This is a genomic window from Blastococcus sp. SYSU DS0533 (genome assembly GCF_054050775.1).
Genome location: NZ_JBJGZZ010000012.1, coordinates 16314 through 39738 on the forward strand (window position 1 = coordinate 16314; position 23425 = coordinate 39738).

24 protein-coding genes and 1 pseudogene are annotated in these 23425 nt (G+C 75.1%); 13 read left to right on the forward strand and 12 right to left on the reverse strand.

The annotated features are described in order from the left end of the window. Nucleotides 1-4: 4 nt before the first annotated feature. Entirely contained in the window at nucleotides 5-1603 is a 1599-nt protein-coding gene (locus tag ACI79W_RS14545; RefSeq protein ID WP_456562798.1) for an MFS transporter, read from the forward strand. Nucleotides 1604-1670: 67 nt separating this feature from the next. On the opposite strand, the gene ACI79W_RS14550 is transcribed toward ACI79W_RS14545, so the two are convergent. After that, complete coding sequence (locus ACI79W_RS14550; RefSeq protein WP_456562799.1) at nucleotides 1671-2639, reverse strand: cytochrome c oxidase assembly protein; 969 nt, start codon at nucleotides 2637-2639, stop codon at nucleotides 1671-1673. Nucleotides 2640-2786: 147 nt separating this feature from the next. After that, on the reverse strand, nucleotides 2787-4232 hold the full coding sequence (locus ACI79W_RS14555; RefSeq protein ID WP_456562800.1) for a M23 family metallopeptidase: 1446 nt from the start codon (nucleotides 4230-4232) through the stop codon (nucleotides 2787-2789). 277 nt (nucleotides 4233-4509) lie between these two features. On the opposite strand from ACI79W_RS14555, the gene ACI79W_RS14560 reads away from it, so the two are divergent. From ACI79W_RS14560 to ACI79W_RS14570, 3 genes are all read left to right on the forward strand, one after another. After that, complete coding sequence (locus ACI79W_RS14560) at nucleotides 4510-5691, forward strand: zinc-dependent alcohol dehydrogenase (protein WP_456562801.1); 1182 nt, start codon at nucleotides 4510-4512, stop codon at nucleotides 5689-5691. A gap of 170 nt (nucleotides 5692-5861) precedes the next feature. Then, on the forward strand, nucleotides 5862-7067 hold the full coding sequence (locus tag ACI79W_RS14565; protein WP_456562802.1) for an MFS transporter: 1206 nt from the start codon (nucleotides 5862-5864) through the stop codon (nucleotides 7065-7067). 40 nt (nucleotides 7068-7107) lie between these two features. Next, entirely contained in the window at nucleotides 7108-8001 is an 894-nt protein-coding gene (locus tag ACI79W_RS14570; RefSeq protein WP_456562803.1) for an aldo/keto reductase family oxidoreductase, read from the forward strand. 18 nt (nucleotides 8002-8019) lie between these two features. Here ACI79W_RS14570 and ACI79W_RS14575 read toward each other — a convergent pair whose 3' ends face one another. After that, complete coding sequence (locus ACI79W_RS14575; protein WP_456562804.1) at nucleotides 8020-9357, reverse strand: D-arabinono-1,4-lactone oxidase; 1338 nt, start codon at nucleotides 9355-9357, stop codon at nucleotides 8020-8022. A gap of 105 nt (nucleotides 9358-9462) precedes the next feature. On the opposite strand from ACI79W_RS14575, the gene ACI79W_RS14580 reads away from it, so the two are divergent. Further along, nucleotides 9463-10680 (forward strand): amino acid deaminase/aldolase, encoded by a 1218-nt coding sequence (locus tag ACI79W_RS14580; protein ID WP_456562805.1) that lies wholly within the window; start codon nucleotides 9463-9465, stop codon nucleotides 10678-10680. Here the strand turns inward: ACI79W_RS14580 and ACI79W_RS14585 are convergent, their stop codons facing one another. The 5 genes from ACI79W_RS14585 to ACI79W_RS14605 form a co-directional block, all read right to left on the reverse strand. After that, on the reverse strand, nucleotides 10681-12300 hold the full coding sequence (locus ACI79W_RS14585) for an ABC-F family ATP-binding cassette domain-containing protein (RefSeq protein WP_456562806.1): 1620 nt from the start codon (nucleotides 12298-12300) through the stop codon (nucleotides 10681-10683). A gap of 42 nt (nucleotides 12301-12342) precedes the next feature. After that, complete coding sequence (locus tag ACI79W_RS14590) at nucleotides 12343-12600, reverse strand: three-helix bundle dimerization domain-containing protein (protein ID WP_456562807.1); 258 nt, start codon at nucleotides 12598-12600, stop codon at nucleotides 12343-12345. A 105-nt stretch (nucleotides 12601-12705) separates the two neighbouring features. Then, nucleotides 12706-12831, reverse strand: coding sequence for a hypothetical protein (locus tag ACI79W_RS14595; protein WP_456562808.1), 126 nt, complete (start codon nucleotides 12829-12831; stop codon nucleotides 12706-12708). Between the two features lie 34 nt (nucleotides 12832-12865). Beyond that, entirely contained in the window at nucleotides 12866-13300 is a 435-nt protein-coding gene (locus ACI79W_RS14600) for a DUF1801 domain-containing protein (RefSeq protein ID WP_456562809.1), read from the reverse strand. A 40-nt stretch (nucleotides 13301-13340) separates the two neighbouring features. Next, nucleotides 13341-13919, reverse strand: coding sequence for a class I SAM-dependent methyltransferase (locus ACI79W_RS14605; RefSeq protein ID WP_456562810.1), 579 nt, complete (start codon nucleotides 13917-13919; stop codon nucleotides 13341-13343). A gap of 56 nt (nucleotides 13920-13975) precedes the next feature. Between ACI79W_RS14605 and ACI79W_RS14610 the strand changes: the two genes are divergently transcribed. After that, complete coding sequence (locus ACI79W_RS14610) at nucleotides 13976-14740, forward strand: TrkA C-terminal domain-containing protein (protein ID WP_456562811.1); 765 nt, start codon at nucleotides 13976-13978, stop codon at nucleotides 14738-14740. 37 nt (nucleotides 14741-14777) lie between these two features. Then, the gene (locus ACI79W_RS14615; protein WP_456562812.1) at nucleotides 14778-15839 is read left to right on the forward strand and encodes a winged helix DNA-binding domain-containing protein; all 1062 of its coding nucleotides are present in this window, start codon (nucleotides 14778-14780) and stop codon (nucleotides 15837-15839) included. A gap of 146 nt (nucleotides 15840-15985) precedes the next feature. Here ACI79W_RS14615 and ACI79W_RS14620 read toward each other — a convergent pair. Then, nucleotides 15986-16072 (reverse strand): annotated as a pseudogene (locus ACI79W_RS14620) (nitroreductase family deazaflavin-dependent oxidoreductase); the annotation flags it as partial. Nucleotides 16073-16222: 150 nt separating this feature from the next. On the opposite strand from ACI79W_RS14620, the gene ypfJ reads away from it, so the two are divergent. From ypfJ to ACI79W_RS14645, 5 genes are all read left to right on the forward strand, one after another. After that, complete coding sequence (gene ypfJ / locus ACI79W_RS14625) at nucleotides 16223-17140, forward strand: KPN_02809 family neutral zinc metallopeptidase (protein WP_456562813.1); 918 nt, start codon at nucleotides 16223-16225, stop codon at nucleotides 17138-17140. 3 nt (nucleotides 17141-17143) lie between these two features. Further along, a complete protein-coding gene (locus ACI79W_RS14630; protein ID WP_456562814.1) occupies nucleotides 17144-17923 on the forward strand; it encodes an enoyl-CoA hydratase/isomerase family protein in 780 nt (259 codons plus the stop codon). A 294-nt stretch (nucleotides 17924-18217) separates the two neighbouring features. After that, the gene (locus tag ACI79W_RS14635; RefSeq protein ID WP_456562815.1) at nucleotides 18218-19051 is read left to right on the forward strand and encodes a hypothetical protein; all 834 of its coding nucleotides are present in this window, start codon (nucleotides 18218-18220) and stop codon (nucleotides 19049-19051) included. A 1-nt stretch (nucleotide 19052) separates the two neighbouring features. After that, nucleotides 19053-19571, forward strand: a complete 519-nt coding sequence (locus ACI79W_RS14640) for a phage holin family protein (protein WP_456562816.1) — start codon at nucleotides 19053-19055, stop codon at nucleotides 19569-19571. A gap of 37 nt (nucleotides 19572-19608) precedes the next feature. Then, on the forward strand, nucleotides 19609-20310 hold the full coding sequence (locus ACI79W_RS14645) for a DUF3618 domain-containing protein (protein WP_456562817.1): 702 nt from the start codon (nucleotides 19609-19611) through the stop codon (nucleotides 20308-20310). Nucleotides 20311-20524: 214 nt separating this feature from the next. On the opposite strand, the gene ACI79W_RS14650 is transcribed toward ACI79W_RS14645, so the two are convergent. Genes ACI79W_RS14650 through ACI79W_RS14660 form a run of 3 tightly spaced genes read right to left on the reverse strand, consistent with a single transcriptional unit; the run spans nucleotide 20525 to nucleotide 23053 of the window. Then, complete coding sequence (locus ACI79W_RS14650) at nucleotides 20525-21703, reverse strand: acyl-CoA dehydrogenase family protein (protein ID WP_456562818.1); 1179 nt, start codon at nucleotides 21701-21703, stop codon at nucleotides 20525-20527. A gap of 32 nt (nucleotides 21704-21735) precedes the next feature. Further along, entirely contained in the window at nucleotides 21736-22260 is a 525-nt protein-coding gene (locus tag ACI79W_RS14655; RefSeq protein WP_456562819.1) for a class I SAM-dependent methyltransferase, read from the reverse strand. 10 nt (nucleotides 22261-22270) lie between these two features. After that, entirely contained in the window at nucleotides 22271-23053 is a 783-nt protein-coding gene (locus ACI79W_RS14660; protein WP_456562820.1) for an isocitrate lyase/PEP mutase family protein, read from the reverse strand. A gap of 136 nt (nucleotides 23054-23189) precedes the next feature. On the opposite strand from ACI79W_RS14660, the gene ACI79W_RS14665 reads away from it, so the two are divergent. Then, complete coding sequence (locus ACI79W_RS14665; protein WP_456562821.1) at nucleotides 23190-23420, forward strand: (2Fe-2S)-binding protein; 231 nt, start codon at nucleotides 23190-23192, stop codon at nucleotides 23418-23420. Nucleotides 23421-23425 lie beyond the last annotated feature (5 nt).

The window sequence follows — 23425 nt, forward strand, 5'->3', positions numbered from 1 at the left end:
TCCCGTGACCGAACCACTCCCCTCCCCTGCCGCGACCGGCGCGACGGCCGGCGCCGACGAGCCCTACGAGAAGCGCTGGCTGGCCCTGGGCGTCATCGCCATGACCGTCCTGCTGGTCATCCTCGACGCCACGATCGTCAACATCGCGCTGCCCGCCGTCACCGCGGACCTGGGCATCAGCGCGGCCTCGCAGCAGTGGATCGTCACCGCCTACACGCTCACCTTCGGCGGCTTCCTCCTGCTGGGCGGCCGCATCGCCGACTTCTGGGGCCGCAAGCGCACCTACCTGGTGGGCGCGGCCGGTTTCGCCGTCGCCTCCGCGCTCGGCGGCGTCGCCCAGAACGAGGCGATGCTGTTCGGCGCCCGCGCGCTCCAGGGCGTCTTCGGCGCGCTGCTCGCCCCGGCGTCGCTGGCCCTGCTGACCGTGCTCTTCACCGACCCGAAGGAGCGGGCCAAGGCCTTCGGCGTCTACGGCGCGATCGCCGGCGGCGGCTCCGCCGTCGGGCTGCTGCTGGGCGGCGTGCTGACCGAGTACGCCGACTGGCGCTGGTGCTTCTGGGTCAACCTGCCGGTGGCCCTGCTCGCGATCGTCCTGGCCATCCCGATCGTGCCGGAGAGCAAGGCCCCCGGTGACACGAGCTACGACATCCCCGGCGCGGTGCTGGTCACCCTCGGCCTGGGCGCGATCGTCTACGGGTTCACCCGTGTCGCCGAGGCCTCCCAGACCAACGCGGCCGAGGTCGCCGCGGCGAACGCCGAGGCCGCGGCGCAGGGGGCACCGGCGCTGCTGACGCCCGACAGCGGCTGGACCGACGGCCTCGCCTGGGTGTTCATCGTCGGCGGGCTGGTGCTCGTGGCGCTGTTCGTGCTCCTGGAGCTGCGCACCCGCAACCCCCTGCTGCCGATGCGCATCGTGCTGGACCGCAACCGCGGCGGCGCCTACCTCACCTCCACCCTGGTGGGGGCCGGGCTCATCGGGGCGTTCTTCTTCCTGAGCCTGTACTTCCAGCAGGTGCTCGGCTACGAGCCGGTCGTCGCCGGGCTGGCCTCCCTCCCGACCACCCTCGGCGTCTTCATCTCGGCCGGTGCCTCCAGCGCGCTGCTGCCGCGGGTGGGACCGAAGCCGCTCATGGTGATGGGTGGGTTCCTGGCCGCCGCGGGGCTCTTCACGCTGTCGTTCGTCGGCCTGGACACCGGCTTCTGGGCGCTGCCCTTCCCGGGTCAGCTGCTGCTGGGCCTCGGCCTCGGGTTCACCTTCGTGCCGCTGTCGAACCTCGCGCTCGTCGGCGCCGGGCAGCACGACGCCGGCGCGGCCAGCGCCATGCTGAACGCCACGCAGCAGGTGGGCGCCTCGATCGGCACCGCCGTCCTGGCCTCGCTGTCGGTGGCGGCGATCAGCGCCTACACGGCCGACGCGCTCACGTCCGGGGCGGACCCGCAGGACCCGGCCGTCGGCCTGGCCGCGCAGGTCGAGGGCTACACCACGGCGTTCACCTGGGCTGCCGCCCTGCTGGTGCTGGGCGCGCTCGTCGCCGCGGTGCTCATCAAGGCGACGAAGGACGACCTGCCGGCCGAGGGTGACGCCGTCGTCCACGTCGGCTGACGCAGGACCTCATCGCTGCAGGCGCCCTTCCCGCGACGGAAGGGGCGCCTGCTGCGTCTCGCGGGGCTCAGGCCTCCTGCCGCGAGGCCATCGTGCGCAGCCGGGCGTTGTACGCCGCGAGCTCCGTGTCGCCGTCGCGGTCGGCCACCCGGTCGAGGGTCCGGGCCCGCCGCTCGTCGGAGCGGGCCCAGGAGAAGAAGACGACCGACAGCACCAGCACGGTGGGCAGCTCGCCGAACGCCCACACGATGCCCCCGGCCACGGCCTGGTCCGCGAGGGGGTCGACGCCCCACCCGGCCGGCGGCTCGGCGAACGTGGCGACCACCAGGGACCCGGCCATCATGATCGCGACGCCGAAGAAGGCGTGGAACGGGACGGGGAGGAACAGCTCGAGCATCCGCCCGGGGTGGCTGAGCGTCCGGGGCCACGGGTCCTGCGCGACGATCGGGCCGAAGAACAGCAGCCCGGTGACGACGAAGTGGGCCAGCATGAACTGGTGCCCGGCCGGGTTCGACATGAGCGCGTCGAACAGCGGCGTGAAGTACACGCCGTAGAGGCTCGCGAGGAACAGCGGGACCGTGAACAGCGGGTGGGCCACGGCGTGCGCGAACCGGCTGTGCAGCGCCTCCAGCAGCAGCGCGCGCGGGGCACCCGCCGGGCCGCGGCCGCGGCCGCGCGGCAGGGTGCGCAGCGCCAGCGTCACGGGTGCGGCGAGCAGCAGGAGCAGAGGCGTGATCAGCGAGAGCACCATGTGCTGCGTCATGTGGATGCTGAACAGCACCATGCTGTAGCCGTTGAACCAGGTACCGGTCGCGGCGAACAGCGACCCGGTGCCACCGACCCAGGCCAGGGTGCGCCACCACGGCCAGGGAACGCCGGTGCGCCGCAGGCGCGCGACGGCGGCCAGGTAGACGACCAGCCCGACGATGCTCAGGACGGCGAGGACCGACCAGGGGTCCAGGTGCGGGATGAGCATCCGCCCCCAGGTGGGCGGCTCGTCCGGGACCCACATCCCCGAGTGGTGCCCGTGCTCCACCGCGATCTCCTCCTGCCGGCCGGTCGTGCGACCCCACTGTCCCACTGCCCGGGGTGGCTCCGGCCCGGGGCGCCGCGATCTGCGCCACGTGCGACGACGCCCCCGCCGGAAGGGTTGCGGCGGGGGCGTCGTCGGGGGCCGCGCGGGTCAGATCTGGACGCCGCGCTCCCGGAGCCACGGGAGGGGGTCGATCCGCTCCCCGTCGATGCCGCCGACGTGCACCTCGAGGTGCAGGTGCGGGCCGGTGGACTGGCCGCGGTTGCCGAGCAGGGCGATGGTGTCGCCGGCGCGTACCACCTGGCCGGGGGTCACCAGGATCTCGTCCATGTGGCCGTAGACGGTGACGTCCCCGTTGTCGTGCTGGATGTACACCGCCAGCCCGTAGCCGCTGGCGGGGCCGGCCTCGAGGACGACGCCGTCCATCACGGCGTACTCGGGCGTGCGCATGGGCGCGGCCAGGTCGATGCCCGCGTGGAGGGTGCCCCAGCGGGCGCCGAAGCCGCTCGTGAGCCGCCCGCCCTGGACCGGGAGCACCGCCTTGGGGCGCGCCGCCTCGGCGGCGGCCCGGTCGGCCTCCTCCTGGGCGATCCGGTCGGCCTCCGCCTGGACGTCCGCGGCGGCGGTGCGGTCGGCGTCGCGGGCGTTGCGGCTGGCGACCACCTCGCGCAGCCGCTCGGTGTCGACCGCGTCCACCTGCGGCGGCGCGGCCGAGGCGTCGATGCCGAGCTCCTCGGCGACGCTGATCGAGTGGCCGGCCGTCTCGGTCGCCACCTCCGTCGCACCGCTGACCGACGCGCCGCTGATGCTCAGCGCGCCGACCAGCGCCGCGGCCAGGTAGAGCGCGGACCGGCGGCGTCCGGCGGAGGGGCGGCGGTCCAGCCAGCCACGACGGCCCGCCGCGACGGCGGCCACCACCTCGGCCGGCTCGGCCTCGTGCTCGGCCGGGACATCGAGGACGACGACGACCGGCTCGACGGGCGCCGGCAGCTCCGCGACGTCCTTGACGACGACGACCGCCTCCGGCGCCGGGGCCTCGGCCAGAGCGGCGACGTCGGTCACCGGCGCCAGCGCCGCCAGGTCGACGGCGGACCGCTTGTAGGGCGTGGGCCGGCGCCGCACGGGCGCCTCCGCGGCTGCCGCGGCTGCGACCTTCGCCGCGATCACCTGCACGACCGCGGCCCGGGCCGTGGTGAGGGGGGCGGGCGTCGCCCGGCGCCCACCAGCGGTCCGGTCGCGCCGCGGGGACGCCGCCGCGGCCGGCGGGGATCCCTTCACGGCCCGCCGGGTGGCCGCGGTGCGTGCCGCCGTGGCCGCCTTGCGGGTCGCCGCGGTGGCACCGGCCGCCGTAGCGCCGGCGACCTTGGCACCGGCGGCCTTCACGGTGGCGGCGCGGCTGGGCGTGCGGGTGGTGTGATCGGTCGTCCGACGGGTCCCCGCCTCGGGCGCCTTCCCCTGGCGCCGCGGCGGGACCGTGGACCCGGCCTTCTCCTCGTTCGTCCCGCGGGTGGTGCGGGCCGGAGCGGGCGTGGCGTCGACCATCCCGGTCGGTGCCGCACCGCCCTCGGGGAGGCGGTCGTGGTGGAGCGAGCTCATGCACCTGGCTTCCGTCGGCGAACATTGCACAGCGGCTCCCGGGGAGAGGAGCGGGGCCCATGTAAACACGCCGTGATGGATTCGTGATCTCCCGGACGGGGTACGAACCGTCAGTCATGTGAGCTGGCTCACCGCCGTGCGCGGCTTTTGGACACCAGACCGTGATCGGCGATCAGCACAGGGTGAGGAACGCGCCGTCGATGGTTGAGAGTTGCGCGATCCGGCTCACGTAAGGGCAGAAGACCCTTTTCCGGCCCCTGATCGAGGGAGAAGTCGTATGCGCGCAGTGACCTGGCACGGCCGAGGAGACGTCCGGGTGGAGACCGTCCCGGACCCCACGATCCAGGAGCAGACCGACGTCATCGTGGAGATCACCTCCAGCGGCGTCTGCGGGTCGGATCTCCACCTGATCGAGGTCATGGCCCCCTTCATGTCCGTCGGTGACGTGATGGGCCACGAACCCATGGGGATCGTCCGCGAGGTCGGGCGGGACGTGACCGCGGTGCAGCCGGGCGACCGCGTCGTCGTGCCGTTCAACATCTCCTGCGGCACCTGCTGGATGTGCGCCGAGGGTCTGCAGTCCCAGTGCGAGACGACGCAGAACCGGGAACAGGGCTTCGGCGCCTCGCTGTTCGGCTACACCAAGCTCTACGGGCAGGTGCCCGGCGGGCAGGCCGAGTACCTGCGGGTGCCCTTCGGCAACACGCTGCCGATCAAGGTGCCCGACGCCCCGTCGGACGACCGCTTCGTCTACCTCTCCGACGTCCTCCCCACCGCGTGGCAGGCCGTGCAGTACGCCGGCATCCCGCAGGGGGGCAGCGTCCTGGTCCTGGGCCTGGGCCCGATCGGTGACATGTCCACCCGCATCGCCAAGCACCTGGGCGCCGGTCAGGTCATCGCCTCCGACGTCGTCCCCGAACGCCTGGCGCGGGCCCGGCGGAACGGCATCACCGTGATCGACTCGACCGACCAGGCCGAGGTCGTCGCCCGGGTGCGCGACCTCACCGACGGCCGTGGCCCGGACGCGGTGATCGACGCCGTCGGCATGGAGGCGCACGGCTCGCCGCTGGCCACGCTCGCGCAGAAGGCGAGCGCCGTGGTGCCCGACGCGATCATGGAGAAGGTCATGACGGTGGCCGGCATCGACCGGCTCGCAGCGCTCAACACCGCCATCGAGGCCGTCCGGCGCGGCGGCACCATCTCGCTGTCCGGCGTCTACGGCGGCGCGACCGACCCGCTGCCCCTCATGCGCATGTTCGACAAGCAGATCCAGCTGCGCATGGGCCAGGCCAACGTGTGGCGCTGGGTGCCCGACATCCTCCCCCTCCTGGTCGACGGCGACCCGCTCGGCGTGGACGAGTTCGCCACCCACCGGGTGCCGCTGGAGCAGGCTCCCGAGGCCTACGCCAAGTTCCGCGAGAAGAAGGACGGCGCCGTCAAGGTGCTGCTCCAGCCCTGACCGCAGTCGGGCGGGCGCACCCGGCGCCCGCCCGCTGTGAGCAGTCCCACGGGCCCGGACGGCATGGACCGTCGGAGTCCGGCGCTGCACCCCGCAAGCACCCCGTCGGTCCGGCACACCGAGGCGACCCAGCCGCCGGCACTCTTCCCCGCGTCCCTGGAGTTCCTCACGTGCCTCGTGGACTGCTCGCCCTCGCCATCGGCGCCTTCGGCATCGGCACCACCGAGTTCGTCGTCATGGGCATGCTGCCCGAGATCGCCGCCGGCCTCGACGTGTCGGTGTCCGCCGTCGGCCTGCTCATCTCCGCCTACGCGATCGGTGTGGTCGTCGGCGCCCCGACCCTCACCGCCCTCGGGCTGCGGTTCACCCCGCGGCAGACGCTCGTCGCGCTGATGGTCGTCTTCGTCGTCGGCAACGCCCTGTCCGCCGTGGCACCGAGCTACGGGCTGCTCGTCGCCGCCCGGGTGTTCACCGCGCTGGCGCACGGCTCCTTCTTCGGCGTCGGCGCGGTCGCCGCCCGCCGACTGGTCCCGCCCGACCGCGCCACCCGGGCCATCTCCCTGATGATCACCGGGCTCACACTGGCCAACGTCGTCGGCGTCCCCCTGGGCACCTTCGTCGCCCAGCACGCCGGCTGGCGGGTCGTCCTGGCGGCGATCGCGCTGATCGGCGTCGCGACGATCGCCTGCCTGCTGGCGTGGATGCCCGCCGACGCCGGGGAGCCCACCGATCTGCGCGCGGAGCTGCACGCCTTCCGACGCCGGCAGGTCTGGCTCGTCCTCGCGCTCACCATGGTCGGCTTCTCGGCGCTCTTCGCCGTCTACAGCTATGTCAGCCCGATCCTCACCGAGCTCGGCGGCATCCCGGCGGAGTGGGTCACCCCCGTCCTCGCGCTCTTCGGCATCGGCACGACGATCGGCACGCTCGCCGGCGGACGGCTGGGCGACCGCTACGGCTTCTCCTTCGTCGCGGCCGGGCTGGTCGCGATGGCCGGCATCCTGGTCGCGTTCTCCTTCCTCGCCCGGTCGACCACGGCCGCGGTCGCGCTCCTGGTGCTGTTCGGGTGCCTGTCCTTCGCCCTGGGCCCGGTCGTCCAGAACGCCGTCATCGAGGCCGCCAGGGTGCCCGGCGGCAGCCTGGTGTCGGCGGCGAACCAGGGCGCGTTCAACGTCGCCAACGCGCTGGGCGCCGCGCTCGGCGCACTGGTCATCTCGCGAGGACTGGGGCTCACCGCGCCGATGTGGGTAGGCACGGGGCTGGCCCTGGTCGGCGCGGGGATCGCGCTGGCCATCCGTGCCGACTCCCGGCGCCGCCCGGCGGCAGCGGTGCCGGTAGCCCTGGGCACGGAGGCCGCCGAACCGGCCGCTACGAGGTGACCGGCGCGCATACTGCCACCGCGCCGGGTAGGGAGGCCGCATGACCATCGGCACCGCTGCGCAGTCCGGCACCTACCGCCTCGGCGATCGGGAGGTGCACCGCATCGGCTACGGCGCCATGCAGCTCGCCGGCCCCCACGTCATGGGGCCGCCGGCCGATCGCGACGCCGCGATCGCCGTGCTGCGCCGCGCCGTCGAGCTCGGCGTCGACCACATCGACACCAGCGACTACTACGGCCCGACCGTCGTCAACGAGCTGATCCGCGAGGCCCTGCACCCCTACCCCGACGACCTGGTCATCGTGACGAAGGTCGGCGCCCGCCGCGACGCCGACGGCGGCTGGCCCGAGGCCCTGGCCCCCGACGACCTGCGCCGGGCCGTGCAGGAGAACATCGACCACCTCGGCGTGGAGGCGTTGGACGTGGTCAACCTGCGCATGCCCGGCTTCGCGGAACCCGTGGAGCGCTCGCTCGCCGAGCCCTTCGAGGCGCTCGCGGCCATGCAGCAGGAGGGGCTGGTGCGTCACCTGGGCGTCAGCAACGTGACGCCGCAGATGTTCGCCGAGGCCCAGTCCATCGCCCCGGTGGTCTGCGTGCAGAACCACTACAACCTGGTCCACCGGCACGACGACCCGATGATCGACGCCCTGGCCCGCGAGGGCATCGCGTACACGCCGTTCTTCCCGCTGGGCGGCTTCACGCCGCTGCAGTCCGCCGCGCTGGAGACGGTGGCCCGGCGGCTGGAGACGACGCCTATGCAGGTCGCCCTCGCCTGGCTGCTGGCCCGTTCCCCCAACCTGCTGCTCATCCCGGGCACCTCCTCGGTCGCGCACCTCGAGGAGAACCTGGAGGCCGCCGCGCGGGTCCTCGGCCCGGAGGAGCTGGCGGAGCTCGACCGCATCGGCGGCACCGGCGAGCCCGACCCCGCCGGCTGACCGCGACCGGCCCGCCGCTCAGGCCTGCGGGGCCGGCCCCAGCACCCGGTCGAGGTGCCCGTTGGCGAGCACCCCTCCGGGGTCCAGCCGGTCCCGCAGCGCGACGAACTCGTCGAAGCGGGGGTAGCGCCCGCGGAGCGCCGGGGCGTCCAGGCCGTGCAGCTTGCCCCAGTGCGGCCGCCCGCCGACCTCCCCCGCGATCCGCTCCAGCGCGGCGAACCAGCACCCCGGCTCGGTGCCGGCGGGGACGTGCGCGGCGACGTAGGCGGTGTCCCGGCCCGACGCCGTCGACAGCGGGACGTCGTCGGCCGCGGCCACCCGGACCTCCACGGGGAAGGCCGCACGCCAGTCGCCGGCCTCGTGCACCCGGCGCAGCTCCGCCAGGACCGCCGGGGCCGCGGCGCGGGGGACGGCGTACTCCATCTCCAGGAAGCGCACCCGCCGCCGGCTGACGAAGACGCGGTGGGAGTGGTCGGTGAACGAGCGCGGACCGAGCGCTCTCGCCGAGACCCGCGCCAGGCCGGGCACCAGCGCCGGCACCCGGCGACCGGCGGCCACCACCCCGGCGAAGGCGGCGTTGGCCAGCACCTCGTCGTCCCACACCGCCCGCCAGCGCGGGAGCGGGGCCAGGCCCTCGGCCAGCGGGACGCGCGTGTTCCGCTTGACCAGCGTCGCGTCCGTGTGCGGGAACCAGTAGAACTCGACGTGGTCGGTGGAGGTCATCAGCTCCTCGAACCCCTCCAGCGCCGCGGCGAGGGTGCCCGGCCCCTCCTCGGCGCGGAGCGCGAAGGCGGGCTCGGCCTGCAGCGTCACCGCCGTCACCACCCCCAGCGCGCCCAGGCCCACCCGCGCGGCCGCGAACACCTCCGCATGCCGCCCGGCGTCGCAGACCAGCACCTCCCCGGAGGGCAGCACGAGCTCGACCCCGCGGACCTGCGTGGCCAGCCCGCCGAACCGTGCCCCGGTGCCGTGCGTACCGGTCGCCAGTGCCCCGGCGACCGTCTGCCGGTCGATGTCGCCGAGGTTGGTCAGCGCCCAACCCCGGCGCAGCAGCTGGGCACCCAGCCGGTGCAGCGTCGTGCCCGCGCCCACCGTCACCAGCCCGTCGTCGGTCAGCGCCCGGATGCCGGCCAGCCGGTCGCACACCAGCTGGACGTCGTCGGGCAGCCCGATGCCCGAGAAGGAGTGCCCGCTGCCGATCGGCCGCACCCGGCGCCCGGCCGCGGCCGCGGCGGTGAGCAGGTGGGCGACCTCGTCCGCCGATCCCGGGTGCACCGCCGTCGCCTCGGCACGCTGGTTGCCCGCCCAGTTGCGCCAGCGCGTGCGGCCGGCGGTCCGGCCCAGCAGCTCGGTCACCCGCTCCCCCTCCGTCGAGGCGGGACTCTGGCGGCTGCGTCCCGCGAGGTCAACCGCTCGCGGGCTCTTGCCCGCCCGGCTCGGCAGCGGGCACGCTGCGCCGTGATGAGCCCGGATCCAGCCGCCTCCCGGCACGCGGCCCTCGAGAGCGCCACCGCGGCGCTCGACGCCCCGTTCGCCGTCCTGGACCTCGCCGCGCTCGACACGAACGCGGCCGACCTGGTCACCCGCGCCGCCGGCCGGCCCGTCCGGGTGGCCAGCAAGTCGGTGCGCTGCCGCGGAGTGCTGCGCCGGGTGCTCGCCCGGCCGGGCTTCTCGGGGGTGCTGGCCTACAGCCTGCGCGAGGCGCTCTGGCTGGCCGGCGGGGACGACGCCGTCAGCACCGACGTCGTCGTCGGGTACCCCTCGGTCGACGCCGCCGCGCTCCGGGCGCTCGCCGCCGACGAGCAGGCGGTCGACCGGGTGACGCTCATGGTCGACTCGGTCGAGCACCTCGACCTGATCGACGCCGTGGTCCCGCCCGCCACACGGCCGGCGCTCCGGGTGTGCCTCGACGTCGACGCCTCCCTGCGCGCCGCCGGCGGGCGCGTGCACGTCGGTGTCCGGCGGTCACCGGTGCACTCCCCCGGCGAGGCCGCCGCCCTGGCCCGCGCGGTGGTGGCCCGTGCCGGCGTCGAACTGGTGGGTCTGATGGCCTACGAGGCGCAGATCGCCGGACTGCAGGACGCGCCCGCCCACCGCCCGCTCCGGGGGCTGGCGGTGCGCCGGCTGCAGGCGCTCTCCGCCCGGGAGCTCGCGCACCGGCGCGCCGAGGTGGTGGCCGCCGTCTCCGCGGTCGCGCCGCTGCGGTTCGTCAACGGCGGGGGCACCGGGAGCCTGGAGCGGACCGCGGCCGAGCCGGCGGTCACCGAGGTGGCTGCGGGCTCGGGCCTCTACTGCCCCACCCTCTTCGAGGGGTACCGGGCGTTCACCAGCCGCCCCGCCACCTTCTTCGCCGTCCCCGTGACCCGCCTGCCGGCACCCGGCGTCGTCACCGTGGCCGGTGGCGGGTGGATCGCCTCCGGCCCGCCCGGCGCCGACCGGCTGCCCGCGCCCACCTACCCGCCGGGGCTGCGGCCGCTCCCCGCCGAGGGCGTCGGCGAGGTGCAGACGCCGCTGCGCGGACCCGGCACCGCAGGCCTGCGGATCGGCGACCGGGTGTGGTTCCGCCACGCCAAGGCGGGCGAGCTGTGCGAGCACGTCGACGTGCTGCACGCGGTGGAGGGCGGCACCGTCGTCGACGCGCTGCCCACCTACCGCGGCGAGGGCCGTTCCTCCGGGTGATCAGCGGGCGCGGGCCACCCGCGCCTCGTCGAACACCGGCTCCCCGGACTCGTACACCCGCCCGTCGGAGCCGAACACCAGGAAGCGGTCGAAGGAGCGGGCGAACCACCGGTCGTGCGTGACCGCGAGCACCGTCCCCTCGAACGCCGCGAGCGCCTCCTCAAGCGCCTCCGCGGAGAGCACGTCCAGGTTGTCGGTCGGCTCGTCGAGCAGCAGCAGCGTGGCACCGGAGAGCTCCAGCGCGAGGATCTGGAACCGGGCCTGCTGGCCACCGGACATGGTGCGGAACGGCCGGTCGGCGGCCTCGGTCAGCCCGTACCGGCGCAGCACGGCCATCGCCCGCCCGCGGTCGACGCCCGGCCGGCCGGGCTCGCCGTGCCAGAGCAGGTCGACGGGTGTCCGGTCCTGCCACTCCGGGTGGGCGTGGGTCTGGGCGAAGAGGCCGGGGACGACGCGGGCCCCGAGTCGCCACGTCCCGGTGTGCGCCACCTCCTGACCGCCGAGCAGCCGCAGGAAGTGCGACTTCCCCGCCCCGTTGGCGCCCAGCACCCCCACGCGGTCGCCGTACCAGACCTCGAGGTCGAACGGCTGCATCAGCCCGGTCAGCTCCAGCTGCTCGGCCATGACGGCACGGACACCCGTGCGACCGCCGCGCAGCCGCATGGCCACCTTCTGCTCCGGCGGCCGGTCCGGCGGCGGGCCGGCTGCCTCGAACTTGGCCAGCCGGGTCTGCATCGCCCGGTAGCGCGATGCCATGTCCGGCGAGTTGGCCGCCTGCTGCTGCAGGGTGCGGACCAGCTCCACCAGCCGCTCGTGCTCCTCGTCCCAGCGCCGGCGCAGCTCGGCCAGCCGCTCGTGCCGGGCGGTTCGCGCCTCCGGGTAGGAGGCGAACCCGCCGCCGTGCACCCACGCCGTCCCGCCCTCAACGGTGACCACGCGGTCGGCCACCCGGGCCAGCAGCTCGCGGTCGTGGCTGACGAACAGCACCGTCTTCCGCGTCTCCCGCAGCCGCTCCTCCAGCCAGCGCTTGCCGGGCACGTCGAGGTAGTTGTCCGGCTCGTCCAGCAGGAGGACCTGGTCCGGGCCGCGCAGCAGCGCCTCCAGGGCCAACCGCTTCTGCTCGCCGCCGGAGAGTGTGGACAGCTCGCGGTACTTGCAGCGCTCGTAGGGCACGCCCAGCGCCGCGACGGTGACCGTGTCCCAGGTGACCTCGGCGTCGTAACCGCCTACGTCCCCCCACTCGGCCAGCGCATCGGCGTAGGCCATCTGGGCGCGCTCGTCATCGGTCTCCATGAGAGCCAGCTCCGCGGCCTCCACCGCATCCCAGGCCGCGCGCACGGCGGGCGGCGAGAGGTCCACGAGGAACCGCTGGACGGTGGTGTCGTCCCGCACCGACCCGATGAACTGGCGCATCACCCCCAGGCCCCCGGTGCGGGCCACGGAACCCGCCTCCGGCAGCAGGTCGCCGGCGATGATCCGCAGCAGGGTCGTCTTCCCCGCGCCGTTCTCACCCACCAGCGCCGCGCGCGCCCCCTCGCCGATCCGGAAGGAGACGTCGTCCAGCAGCACCCGCCCGTCGGAGAGGGTGTGCCGGAGCCCGGTCACGTCGACGTAGCCCACGGGCCCATCCTGCCCGGCGGGGCAACCGCTTTCCGACGGCGCTCAGCCGATGCACCGGTCCAGGCGGTAGCGCGCCAACCGCTCGACCAGCTCCGGCAGGGCCCCGACCGGTGACCCGCCGAGGTCGCGCCGGCAGTCCCGGACCACCCGGACGACCACCGGGTGCCCGATCCGGCCGGAGTACTCGCCGCTCAGCCGGACGACGGCCGCGCTCACGGCGTCGTCGGCGACAGCCGGCTCCGCGGGTGCGGTGGGGTCGCCGGCTGGGCCGGACGGGCTCGGCGGGACGACCAGGGTCATCGGCGGTCCTTCGTTCCGGGGGGAGCCGGGCCGGAGCGGGCCTCGGCGTTCCACACGGTGCCGTTCCGCCGCCGGGGCCACCAGGGCCCAAAGACCTGACCGGGTTCAGCCCAGCGCGATGGAGAGCACCGTCGCGCCCGCCGCCAGCAGCATCGCGAGGACCACGACCGCGGCGACCAGCCGCCGCCGGCGTTCGGAGTCCCGCCCGCCGGCACCACCCATGCCCATCATGCCGGGCGACGCTACCGCCCCGGACCTGCTCCGCTCAGCCCTGCGTGGCGGCGTTGCGACCCTCGGCGGTCGCGGCCACCGCGTCGCGGACGAGGGCGGTCAGCGCGTCGGTGTCCACCCGGTCCAGGCTCGGGAAGCGGATGCAGCTCTTGCCGCAGGAAACCCGGCCCAGCCGACCGGCCCGCGCCTCGGCCAGGTAGGCACCGTCGACGACGGCGAAGACGTACAGCGACAGGTGCCGCTTCTGCGCCGCCAGCGAGATCAGCGGGGTCGTCGTGGTCTCCCGGGCCGAGCGCGGCCGGTACGGCATGAGCCCGTAGCCCAGCATCCGCCCGCTGCCCGCCGGTACCAGCTGCCGGTCGATGCCGGGGGCGGCCGTGCGCACCAGCTCGTCCACCCGGCGCAGCTCGGCCGCCCGCGGGCCGGCGGCGGCGAACCACTGCTCGATCTCCTCGGGCGTCCCGGTCACGGCCGGGACGCTACGCCGGCCCGCGCGCCGCGAGCAGCGGTCAGCTCGCGCGCCGTCCCCAGAGCAGCGTGTCCAGCGCGGTGCCCTGCGGGGTGGTCCGGCGGACCTGCTCCAACCGGTCCACGTCCAGCAGCCGCGCGACCGGGACCAGCCGGTCGACGCTGTGCAGGATCGCCGGTTCCTGCGGCCCGCCGACGCCGGCCGTCAGGTTGTCCACGTCGTGCCCGAGCAGCAGCAGCCGGCCGCCGGGGCGGAGCCACCCGACCGCCCGGGTGAGCAGGGGCGTCATCTCCTCCCCGGGCAGGTGGAGGTAGGCGACCAGCACCAGGTCGAGCGACCCCTCCGCGGCCGACCAGGTGAGCACGTCGGCGGTCACCCAGCCGACCTGCCCGGCCCCGGGGCGGGCACGGCCGCGGTCGAGCCCCACGGCGGAGAAGTCGACCGCGGTCACCGCCCACCCGCGGGCGGCCAGCCAGAGCGCGTGCCTGCCCTCCCCCGCGGCGAGGTCGACGGCGGTCCCCGGCGGGACGTCGGCGAGGAGCTCCGCCACCAGCTCGTTCGGCCCCGGCGACCACTGCGCCTGCTCCGCGTACCGCCGGTCCCAGTCCTCCGCCCGCACGCCGGCAGTGTGGCAGCCGGGTCGCCCCCGGCGCCCGGGCGCGGTAAGGGTGGTGCGTGGCCGCCGTCGTCTCCCTCGTCGTCATCGTCACGCTGGGTCTGCTCGTCACCCGCATCGCCACGGTGGCGCTGACCATGACCGGCATGTCCCTGGCGCACGCCCGGTTCCAGGCCCGCTCGGCCTTCACCGGCACCGGCTTCACGACGTCCGAGGCCGAGGCCGTGGTCTCCCACCCGGTGCGGCGGCGGATCGTGATGGTGCTCATGCTGGTCAGCGGGGCGGGGGCGGTCTCCGTGCTGGGCACGCTGATCCTCAGCTACGCGGGCGTGGACTCCACCGGCGGCGGGGTGCGCCGGACGGCCGTCATCGTCGCGTCGATGGCCGGGCTGCTCTGGCTCTCGCGCAACGACCGGGTCGACCGGGTGCTGCGGAGGGTCATCGAGCGCGCCCTGAGCCGGGTGGCCGACCTCGACGTGCGCGACTACGCCGCGCTGCTGCACCTCCGCGGCCGGTGGCAGGTCGTGCAGGTGCCCGTCAGGGACGACGACTGGATCTCCTCCCGGCCGCTGGGCGAGCTCCGCCTGCCCGAGGAGGGCGTGACCGTGCTGGGCGTCGAACGGGACGACGGCACGTGGCTGGGCGCGCCGAGCGGGGACCTCCAGGTGCGCACCGGGGACGTCGTGGTCCTCTACGGGCGGCAGGCGATCCTCGACGACATCACCGAGCGGCTGCACGGCGAGGAAGGGGAACGGGCCAGCGAGCGGTCCCGCGCCTGGCACGCCGCGACGCCGCCGGTGGAGGTCGTCGAACGCCGGCGGTGAGGGCGGCGGTGTCGTACCCGGCTGCGAGCCTGGGTCCGTGACGACGTTGCACGACGTGGCCCTCATGCGACTGGTCGCCCAGCGGCTGGCCGGGCCGCCGGCCGCCGACGCCACCGCAGCGGTGCACCGGCTCCTCGCGCTGCAGGGCCAGGACTTCCCGGGCGCGGTGACCTCGGTGGCCCTGCGCACCCGGGCGAGGGACCGCGCCGCCGTGCTGCACGCCTTCGACACAGGCGCGGTGGTCCGCTCCTGGCCGATGCGCGGGACGCTGCACCTGGTGCCCGCGGGGGACCTGCCCTGGATGCTCGAGCTGCTCGGGCCGCGCGCGCTGGCCGGGCTGGCCGGCCGGCGCGCCGCCCTGGGGCTGACCGACGCCGACGTAGAGCGGGCCCGCGACCTCGCCGTGGCCGCCCTCTCGGGTGGCCGCCGCCTCTCCCGCCGCGCGCTCCTCGCAGCGATCGACGGGGGCGGGGTGGCGACCACCGGTCAGCGCGGCTACCACCTGCTCTGGTTCCTCGCCCAGACCGGCACGCTCTGCCTGGGGCCGACGGAGGAGGGCGAGCAGGCCTTCGTGCTGCTCGACGAGTGGGTCCGCGAGCGCCGCCGGCTCACCCGCGAGGAGGGGCTCGCCGAGCTCGTGCTGCGGTACTTCCTCGGCCACGGGCCGGCCACGGTGCAGGACCTCGTGCGCTGGGCGGGGTCGACGGTGCGCGACGTCCGCGCCGGGCTCGACGCGGTCCGGGACCGGTTGGCGCGCATCGAGGTGGAGGGCGCCGAGCACTGGCTGGACCCCGAGACCCCCGACCGCTGCGCGGCGCACCGGGAGGCCGCCCGGGCGCCGCTGCTGCTCCCGGGGTTCGACGAGTTCGTCCTGGGCTACGCCGATCGCGGCGCCGTCCTGGACCCGGCCTACGCGGAGCGCATCGTGCCGGGGCGCAACGGCGTCTTCCGCCCGACCGTGGTCGCCGACGGCCGGATCACCGGCACGTGGCGGCCGGCCGGACGCGGCGCCGCGCGCACCGTCGAGGCCGAACCGTTCACCCGCTGGGACGCCACCGTCGCCGAGGCCGTCCCGCGGTTGGCGGCCGCACTCCCGTGAGGCACCGGGCCGCCGCGGCTCAGCGGCGCTCGACCAGGAAGACGGGGATGCGCCGGTCGGTCTTCTGCTGGTACTCGGCGCCGTCGTGCTCGACCCCGCATCAGCGGCTGCTTGCGCACCTTGCCCGTCTTCGCGCCGCGCGTGCTGAAGATGACCACGGGGAGCCCGGTGTCCCGGAGCGTGCCGGCCCCCCGGCCACCGGTCGCCTCGTAGCGCTCCACCTCGTCGCGCACGCCTGCTGCGTGCTCGGCTCGTACTCACCCTCCAGCGGCATGACCCGAATCCAGGGCCGGCACAGCGGTGCTGCGTGCCGACCCGAGTCGCGGCGGCCGGGGCCCGGTGGCACCGTGCACTCGGCCGGACGGCGGGAGGAGCAGCACGGGATGCGGTACAGCGAAGGCGGCGACCTCGACACGTCGGGTGTCCGGGACCTCCGGGGCGGTGGCGGGTTCGGCGGTGGCCGCGGGATCGCCGTGGGCGGCGGAGGGCTGGGCGTGGTCGGCATCGTCGTGCTGGTCCTCTTCCAGCTGCTGGGCGGCGGCGGCGACGGCACCGGCGCGGGCGTCGGCGGCCTCTCCGGGCTGGGGGAGGGCCAGACCGCCGACAACGGCCAGCTGGAGCAGCGGTGCCGCACCGGGGCCGACGCGAACGCCTCCGTGGAGTGCGCCGTCGTCGCCGACATCGAATCCGTCCAGGACTACTGGTCCGGGGTGCTCGGCGCCGACTACCGGCCCACCCAGACCGTCTTCTTCTCCGGCTCGGTGCAGACCGGCTGCGGCGGGGCGACCAGCGGATCGGGGCCGTTCTACTGCCCGGCCGACGAGCTGGTGTACATCGACCTCAGCTTCTTCGACCAGCTCCGGCAGCAGTTCGGCGCGCAGGGCGGCCTCTTCGTCAACGCCTACGTGATCGCCCACGAGTACGCCCACCACGTGCAGAACCTGCTGGGGATCAACCGCCAGGTGTCCCCGGGCGAGTCAGGGCCCACCAGCGGCACGGTGCGCCTGGAGCTGCAGGCCGACTGCTTCGCCGGCGCCTGGGCGAACCACGCCGAGACGGTGCCCGACGAGTCGGGTCAGCCGCTGATCGCCGAGATCACCGACGACGACATCGCCCGTGCGCTGGACGCCGCCGGGCGCATCGGCGACGACTTCATCCAGGAGAACCTCGGGAGCGGCACGGTGGACCAGGACGCGTTCACCCACGGCTCGTCCGAGCAGCGCCAGCGCTGGTTCCTCACCGGGTACGAGACGGGCGACCCGGGCCGCTGCGACACCTTCGCCACCGACGACCTGGGCTAGGGCATGACCGACAACCTCCGCGTGACGCGGGACGGGCACGTCGCCGTCCTCACCATCGACCGGCCGAGGAAGCGCAACGCCATGACCGTGGGCATGTGGGCGGCCCTGCCGACCCTCCTGGCCCCCCTCGCCGCCGACCCCGGCGTGCGGGTCCTGCTGGTCACCGGGGCCGGCCCGAGCTTCTGCGCCGGCGCCGACATCTCCGACCTCCTCGGCGGGGCGGACCCCGTCGACCCGATGGCCGACGTGCGGCGGCACAACCTCGCCGCCCAGGCGGCGCTGCGCGGTTTCCCCAAGCCGACGGTCGCCGTCGTCCGCGGCCACTGCATCGGGGGCGGGGTGGAGCTCGCCACCTGCTGCGACCTGCGCTTCGCCGACCCGACCGCGGTCTTCGGCGTCACCCCGGCCAAGGTCGGGATCGTCTACACCCCCGCCTCCACCAAGGCGCTGGTCGACCTGGTGGGACCGGCGACGACGAAGTACCTGCTCTACAGCGGGGAGCTGATCGACGCGGAGACCGCCCTGCGCACCGGCCTGGTCGACCGGCTCGTCGACGCCGATGACCTCGATGCCGAGGCGCACCGGTTCGCCGGGGTGCTGGCCTCCCGCTCCGGGCTCACCCAGCGCGCGACCAAGGAGGTCGTCGCCGCGATCGCGGACGGGGGGGACGGCGAGGAGGTGGTCGCCGCCCGGTACCGCGAGACGATCGCCGCCGGCGAGCTGGCCGAGGGCGTCGCCGCCTTCGCCGGGCGCCGCGCGCCGCACTTCCCCTGGTCCGGCTGACATCCGGCGTTTCAGCCACGCCCGACCGCGGGTACCCGACCCGCTGCGCGGAACGGGGTCTCGCGAGCGGCGGAGAGCCGGTGCAGCGCTGCGCCGGCCTGTCCCACCGTCCCCGACCGCGCCCCGGGACGCACGGATGCGCCGGGGCACACGTTCAGCTCTCGCGCCGACCCACTCGGCGCCGCCCCATCGACGTCACGGCCGTCCGGCCGCGGTGCTCCACCGCCTGGATGTGTGCCGGAACGGCGCCGGGGTAGCGCTCCCACCGACCACGAAGCATGCCGAGGAGGACCGATGACTCACTCCATCGACGCCCCGTTCCCGCCGCCGGTTCCGGCCACGACGGGCGCCACCACGACCACCTCCACCTCCACCACCGACGGCTCCTCCACCAAGGACGTCGCCAAGGGCGAGGCCCAGCAGACGAAGGACGTCGCGAAGGACGAGGCCCGCAACGTCGGGCAGACCGCCGTCCAGGCCGGCGGCCAGGTCGCCTCGACCGCGGCCGACCAGGCCAAGCACGTCGCCGGGGAGACCCAGCGGCAGGCCAGGGACCTCCTCGAGCAGGGTCGCAGCCAGCTCAAGGAGCAGACGGTCGCCCAGCAGCAGAAGGCCGCGACGGGCCTCTCCTCCCTCGCCCAGGAGCTGCGCGGCCTGGCCGACGGCACCAGCGACGGCGCCCCTGGCCCCGCCCGCGACCTGCTCCACCAGGCCTCCGGCCTGGTCGAGGGCTTCGCCGACAAGCTGCAGAACCGCGAGCCGGCCCAGCTGCTCGACGAGGTCCGCACCTTCGCCCGTCGCAAGCCCGGCCTGTTCCTGCTCGGTGCCGCCGCCGCGGGCATCGTCGCCGGCCGGCTGACCAGCGGCGCCCGGGCCGCGCACAGCGACTCCGGATCGGGCTCCGGCCAGGCTCAGGCCCACCGCAGCACGCCGACCAACTACGTCGACCCCGCGCCGACGTACTCCGGGTACTCCACCGCCACCACGGGTGCGGGGACGGGCACGGGCACCGGGGCACCGCTGCCCCCGCCGCCGTACGGCACGGTGCCCCCGGCCGGCAGCATGGTGCCGCCGGCCACCGCCGCCGGCTGGGACGACCCGGCCGGCCGGCCCGGTGAGGTGCGCTGAGATGAGCTCCCCCTACTCCGGGGCCACCCCCGCAGGTTCGCAGGGCTACGCGGAGCCGACGTCGCAGAACTACGCGGCGGATTACTCCCAGGGCCAGCACAGCGGGAACATGGGCACGCCCACCACCCCGTCCGGCCAGCCCGATGTCGAAGGCGTCTCGGTCGGCGCGCTCATCGGCGAGGTCACCAAGGACCTGTCGACGCTGATGCGCCAGGAGCTCGAGCTGGCCAAGGCCGAGCTGAAGGTCGAGGCCAAGAAGGCCGGCCAGGGCGCCGGGATGTTCGGCGCCGCCGGGTTCGCCGGCTACATGGTCGCGCTGTTCCTCTCCCTCGCGCTCATGTGGGCGCTGGCCAGCGCCATCCCCACCGGCTGGGCCGGGCTGATCGTCGCCGTTCTGTGGGGCGTGATCGGGGCCGTCGCCTTCGTGATGGGACGCAAGAAGTTCCAGCAGGTGAACCCCAAGCCCGAGCGCACCGTGGACACCCTCCAGCAGGTGCCCGGCGCCCTCAAGCCCCACTGACCCGCTGACCCCTCTCGACACGGCAGGAGCCGAAGACATGACCAGCAGTGACCCGGACGTCATCCGGCGGCAGATCGAGGACACCCGGCGCGAGCTCAGCTACGACGTCGACGCCCTCAACGAGAAGGTCAACCCGTCCCGCGTCATGGACCGGCGGGTGACCGCGGCCAAGGGCCGCATGACCTCCCTCAAGGAGAAGGTGATGGGTTCCGCTCACGACACCACCTCCGCGGCCCAGCACCGCGCTTCCGACGCGGCCGGCTCGGTGCAGGGCGCGGCCTCCAGCGCGGCCGGCAGCGTGCAGGACGCGGCCTCGTCCGCGGTCGGCGCCGTCCAGCAGGCACCGGACACGATCGTGCGCCAGGCGCAGGGCAACCCGCTCGCCGCCGGGCTGATCGCCTTCGGTGCCGGCTGGCTCGTGTCCAGCCTGCTCCCGGCCTCCCAGAAGGAGCAGGAGCTCGCCCACCAGGCCGAGACCGCGCTCCGCGAGAACAAGGACACGCTGCTCCAGCCCGCGAAGCAGGCGGCCCAGGAGATGGGCGAGCAGCTCAAGCCGGCCGCCCAGCACGCGGTGGAGGAGGTCAAGGCCACCGCGCAGGACGCGACCGAGACCGTCAAGCAGGAGGGCCAGTCGGCCGCCCAGGACGTGCAGGGCCAGGCCCAGCAGTCCAAGGAGTCGGTGCAGGGCCAGGCCCAGCACTCGAAGGAGACGGTGCAGAGCCAGTCCTCCGGCTCCTGACACCGCGGGTCGACCGACCCGCCCGCACCTCTGCGCCCCGCCGGGCCTCCCGGCGGGGCGCAGTGCTGTCCGCGCCCGGACCACCCCGACGGGTGAGCCGGCGCGCCCCCTGCTGCAGGGGCCCTGGTGCGCACCGCCGTCCTGGGCGCCTGAGGCCGCGGCCCGGCCCGCCCCCCCCCCCTGACCCGGGGCGGGGCGGGCCGCACTCGACGGCTCAGACGAACGCGCTCACCCCGGTGAGCGCCCGCCCGACGATCAGCTGGTTGATCTCACGCGTCCCCTCGTAGGAGTAGAGGGCCTCCGCGTCGTTGAAGAACCGGACGACGTCGCGCTCGAGCAGGATGCCGTTGCCCCCGAGCAGCTCGCGTGCCCACGCCACCGTCTGCCGCGCCTGGCTGGTGACGTAGCTCTTCGCCAGCGCGGCGTGGTCGTCGCGGAAGACGCCCTCTTCCTGGAGCTGGGCGACGCGCACCGCCATCCCGAGGCTCGCGGTGACGTTCCCGGCCATGCGCGCCAGCAGGTCCTGGACCAGCTGGAACCCGGCAATCGGCCGGCCGAACTGCTCCCGCTCCTTGGCGTAGGCCAGCGCCGCCTCGAAGGCGCCCATCTGGCAGCCGACCGCGCTCCAGGCGACGCCGCCGCGGGTCAGCTTCAGCACCCGGTTGACGTCCTTGAAGGTGTTGCCGCCCTCGAGCTTGTTCCCCGCCGGGATCCGGCACCCCTCGAACACCAGGTCGGCGTTCTGCACGGTGCGCAGGGCGTACTTGCCCTCCATCTTGGTGGCGCTGAACCCGGGCGTGCCCTTCTCCACGACGAAGGTCTTCACCGAGTCGTCGGCGACGTCGCGGGCGAAGACGACGACGAGGTCGGCGAAGGTGCCGTTGCCGATCCACCGCTTGGCCCCGTCGAGCACCCACTCCTCGCCGTCCCGCCGGGCCGTGGTCTCCAGGCCGAGCGCGACGTCGGAGCCACCGTGCGGCTCGGTCAGCGCGAAGCAGCCGATCTTCTCCAGCGCCAGCATCCCGGGCAGCCAGCGCTCCTTCTGCTCCTCGGACCCGAGGGTGACGATCGACCCCATCGCCAGGCCGTTGTGCACGCCCAGGAACGTGGCCATCGACGGGTCGACGCGGGCGGTCTCCAGCGCGATGAACCCGGTGAACAGCCGCGAGGCCCTCGGCGACCCCTCGGTGTCGTAGCTGCGGCCGACCAGCCCGGCCTCGGCGAAACGCGGGATCAGCTCCATCGGGAAGGTCGCCGCCTCCCAGTGCTCGTTGACCCGCGGCCGGACCTCCTCGCGCAGGAAGGCGCGGATGCCGGCGAGCTCCTCGCGCTCGTCCTCCGCCAGCAGCGACTCGTAGGCGTACAGGTCGCCTGGGATGAGGTCGTCGGTCATGCGGGTGTCCTCTCGTCGGTGGCGCCGGGCTCCTACCCGCCGGGTCCGCGCCGCAACTCGACCGCCGCCGCGGGCAGCGGGGCGGTCGCCGCCCGGTGCACGGCGTGCTCGGCGAAGCCCCGCGGCCCCGCCGCGCGGCGCACGCCCGTCCGCACCCGCTCGACGGCGCCCGGACCCATCTCGGAGGAGCCGACGAGCACCCGCCCGCCGGGGGCGAGCACCCGGTCGACGACGTCCCACTCGGTGCCCGGCGGCGTCCAGAAGGCCCGGACGTCGAAGGAGACGACGAGGTCGAACCCGCACTCCGGCAGCTCGGCGTCGACCAGCGGCCCGCCGAGGACGGTGACCCGGCCGGCGTCGATCGCCGCCCGGTTGCGGGCGGTCGCGGCCGCGACCATCGCCGGGGAGCGGTCCAGCGCCACGACGTGCCCCTCCGGCACCCGCGCGGCGAGGAGGGCGACCAGCACGCCGTGGCCGCAGCCGACCTCGAGCACCCGCTCCCCCGGGGCCGGGTCGGCCAGGCCCGCCGCCCAGGTCAGCCGCTCCGACGCCCGCACGCCGGCCGGCTCAGCTCAGCATCCGGGTGCCGGGGGGCAGGACACCGCCCGCGAGCAGCTCCGCCGTCACGTCCTGCAGCGCGGTGAGCGCGGCGCGCTGCGCGAAGGGGCCGGTGGAGACGCGGGCGACGCCCAGCCGTTCCAGCTCCGCGACCGGTGGCGTGGCGCCGGGGACGGCGAGGAGGCTCAGCCGCCCCCGCCCCAGCGCCCCGACGAGCGCGGCGATCTCGTCGGCGGCGACCACCCCGGGGACGAAGACCGCGGTCGCGCCGGCGGCGAGGAAGGCCCGCCCACGGTGGGCCGCCTCCTCCAGCAGCGCCGCGCGGTCGGCGTCCCCGGGTGCGAGCAGGACGACGTCGGTGCGCGCGTTGAGCACGAACTCGACGCCGGCGGCGCGACCGGCGGCGAGCACCTCCCCCACCGCGGCCACCGCGTCGTCCAGGGGGCGGAGCGCGTCCTCCAGGTTGCCGCCGGCGGCGCCCGCCGCGACGACCCGCGCCGCCGTCCCGCCCGGATCGCCGTACCCGGCCTCCATGTCCACGGAGACCGGCAGCTCCACCGCGGCGGCGATCCGCCGCACCACCTCCAGGTGCAGGTCCAGCGGGATGCGCTCGCCGTCCTCGTACCCCAGGGACGCCGCGATGGCGTGGCTCGCGGTGGCCAGGGCGCCGGTGCCCGCCGTCCCGGCGACGACCCTGGCCGAGGTCACGTCCCAGACGTTGGCCAGGACGAGGATGCGGGGATCGGTCTGCAACCGCAGCAGGGTGCGGGCACGGGAGGCCAGGTCGGGCATGCGGGCAACCTAGGCGGCCGCGGGGACCGTTGACCAGCCACTCTGGCGGAAACCGGTTAGGCCAGGCTAACCTGCGTGGGTCGCCCAGGTGCCACACCGGGGCAGCCCCCGCCGTCTCGTGTTAGGCGACCGCTCCATGTACGTGTGCCACTGCACCGTGGTGACCGACCGCGACGTCCTCGAGGCGATCGCCAACGGGGCGCGCTGCGTCGCCGACGTGGCCCGGGCCACCGGCGCCGGCCGCACCTGCGGCAACTGCGTCGCATCGCTGCACGAGTTGGTGTGCCAGCATTGCCCGGTACGAGCCGGGGGCACCACCGAGCACCCGGCCGAGCGAGAGCTGGGAGTGGCCGGTGCAGCCCGTTAGCCCAC

Excerpts from the sequence above, each read along its gene's own strand:
- ACI79W_RS14590 (WP_456562807.1), bottom strand. The coding sequence starts at position 12,600 with ATGACCCTGGTCGTCCCGCCGAGCCCGTCCGGCCCAGCCGGCGACCCC.
- ACI79W_RS14560 (WP_456562801.1), top strand. The coding sequence starts at position 4,510 with ATGCGCGCAGTGACCTGGCACGGCCGAGGAGACGTCCGGGTGGAGACC.
- ACI79W_RS14650 (WP_456562818.1), bottom strand. The coding sequence starts at position 21,703 with ATGACCGACGACCTCATCCCAGGCGACCTGTACGCCTACGAGTCGCTG.
- ACI79W_RS14645 (WP_456562817.1), top strand. The coding sequence starts at position 19,609 with ATGACCAGCAGTGACCCGGACGTCATCCGGCGGCAGATCGAGGACACC.
- ACI79W_RS14570 (WP_456562803.1), top strand. The coding sequence starts at position 7,108 with ATGACCATCGGCACCGCTGCGCAGTCCGGCACCTACCGCCTCGGCGAT.
- ACI79W_RS14640 (WP_456562816.1), top strand. The coding sequence starts at position 19,053 with ATGAGCTCCCCCTACTCCGGGGCCACCCCCGCAGGTTCGCAGGGCTAC.
- ACI79W_RS14660 (WP_456562820.1), bottom strand. The coding sequence starts at position 23,053 with ATGCCCGACCTGGCCTCCCGTGCCCGCACCCTGCTGCGGTTGCAGACC.
- ACI79W_RS14580 (WP_456562805.1), top strand. The coding sequence starts at position 9,463 with ATGAGCCCGGATCCAGCCGCCTCCCGGCACGCGGCCCTCGAGAGCGCC.
- ACI79W_RS14630 (WP_456562814.1), top strand. The coding sequence starts at position 17,144 with ATGACCGACAACCTCCGCGTGACGCGGGACGGGCACGTCGCCGTCCTC.
- ypfJ (WP_456562813.1), top strand. The coding sequence starts at position 16,223 with ATGCGGTACAGCGAAGGCGGCGACCTCGACACGTCGGGTGTCCGGGAC.
- ACI79W_RS14595 (WP_456562808.1), bottom strand. The coding sequence starts at position 12,831 with ATGATGGGCATGGGTGGTGCCGGCGGGCGGGACTCCGAACGCCGGCGG.
- ACI79W_RS14555 (WP_456562800.1), bottom strand. The coding sequence starts at position 4,232 with ATGAGCTCGCTCCACCACGACCGCCTCCCCGAGGGCGGTGCGGCACCG.
- ACI79W_RS14635 (WP_456562815.1), top strand. The coding sequence starts at position 18,218 with ATGACTCACTCCATCGACGCCCCGTTCCCGCCGCCGGTTCCGGCCACG.
- ACI79W_RS14665 (WP_456562821.1), top strand. The coding sequence starts at position 23,190 with ATGTACGTGTGCCACTGCACCGTGGTGACCGACCGCGACGTCCTCGAG.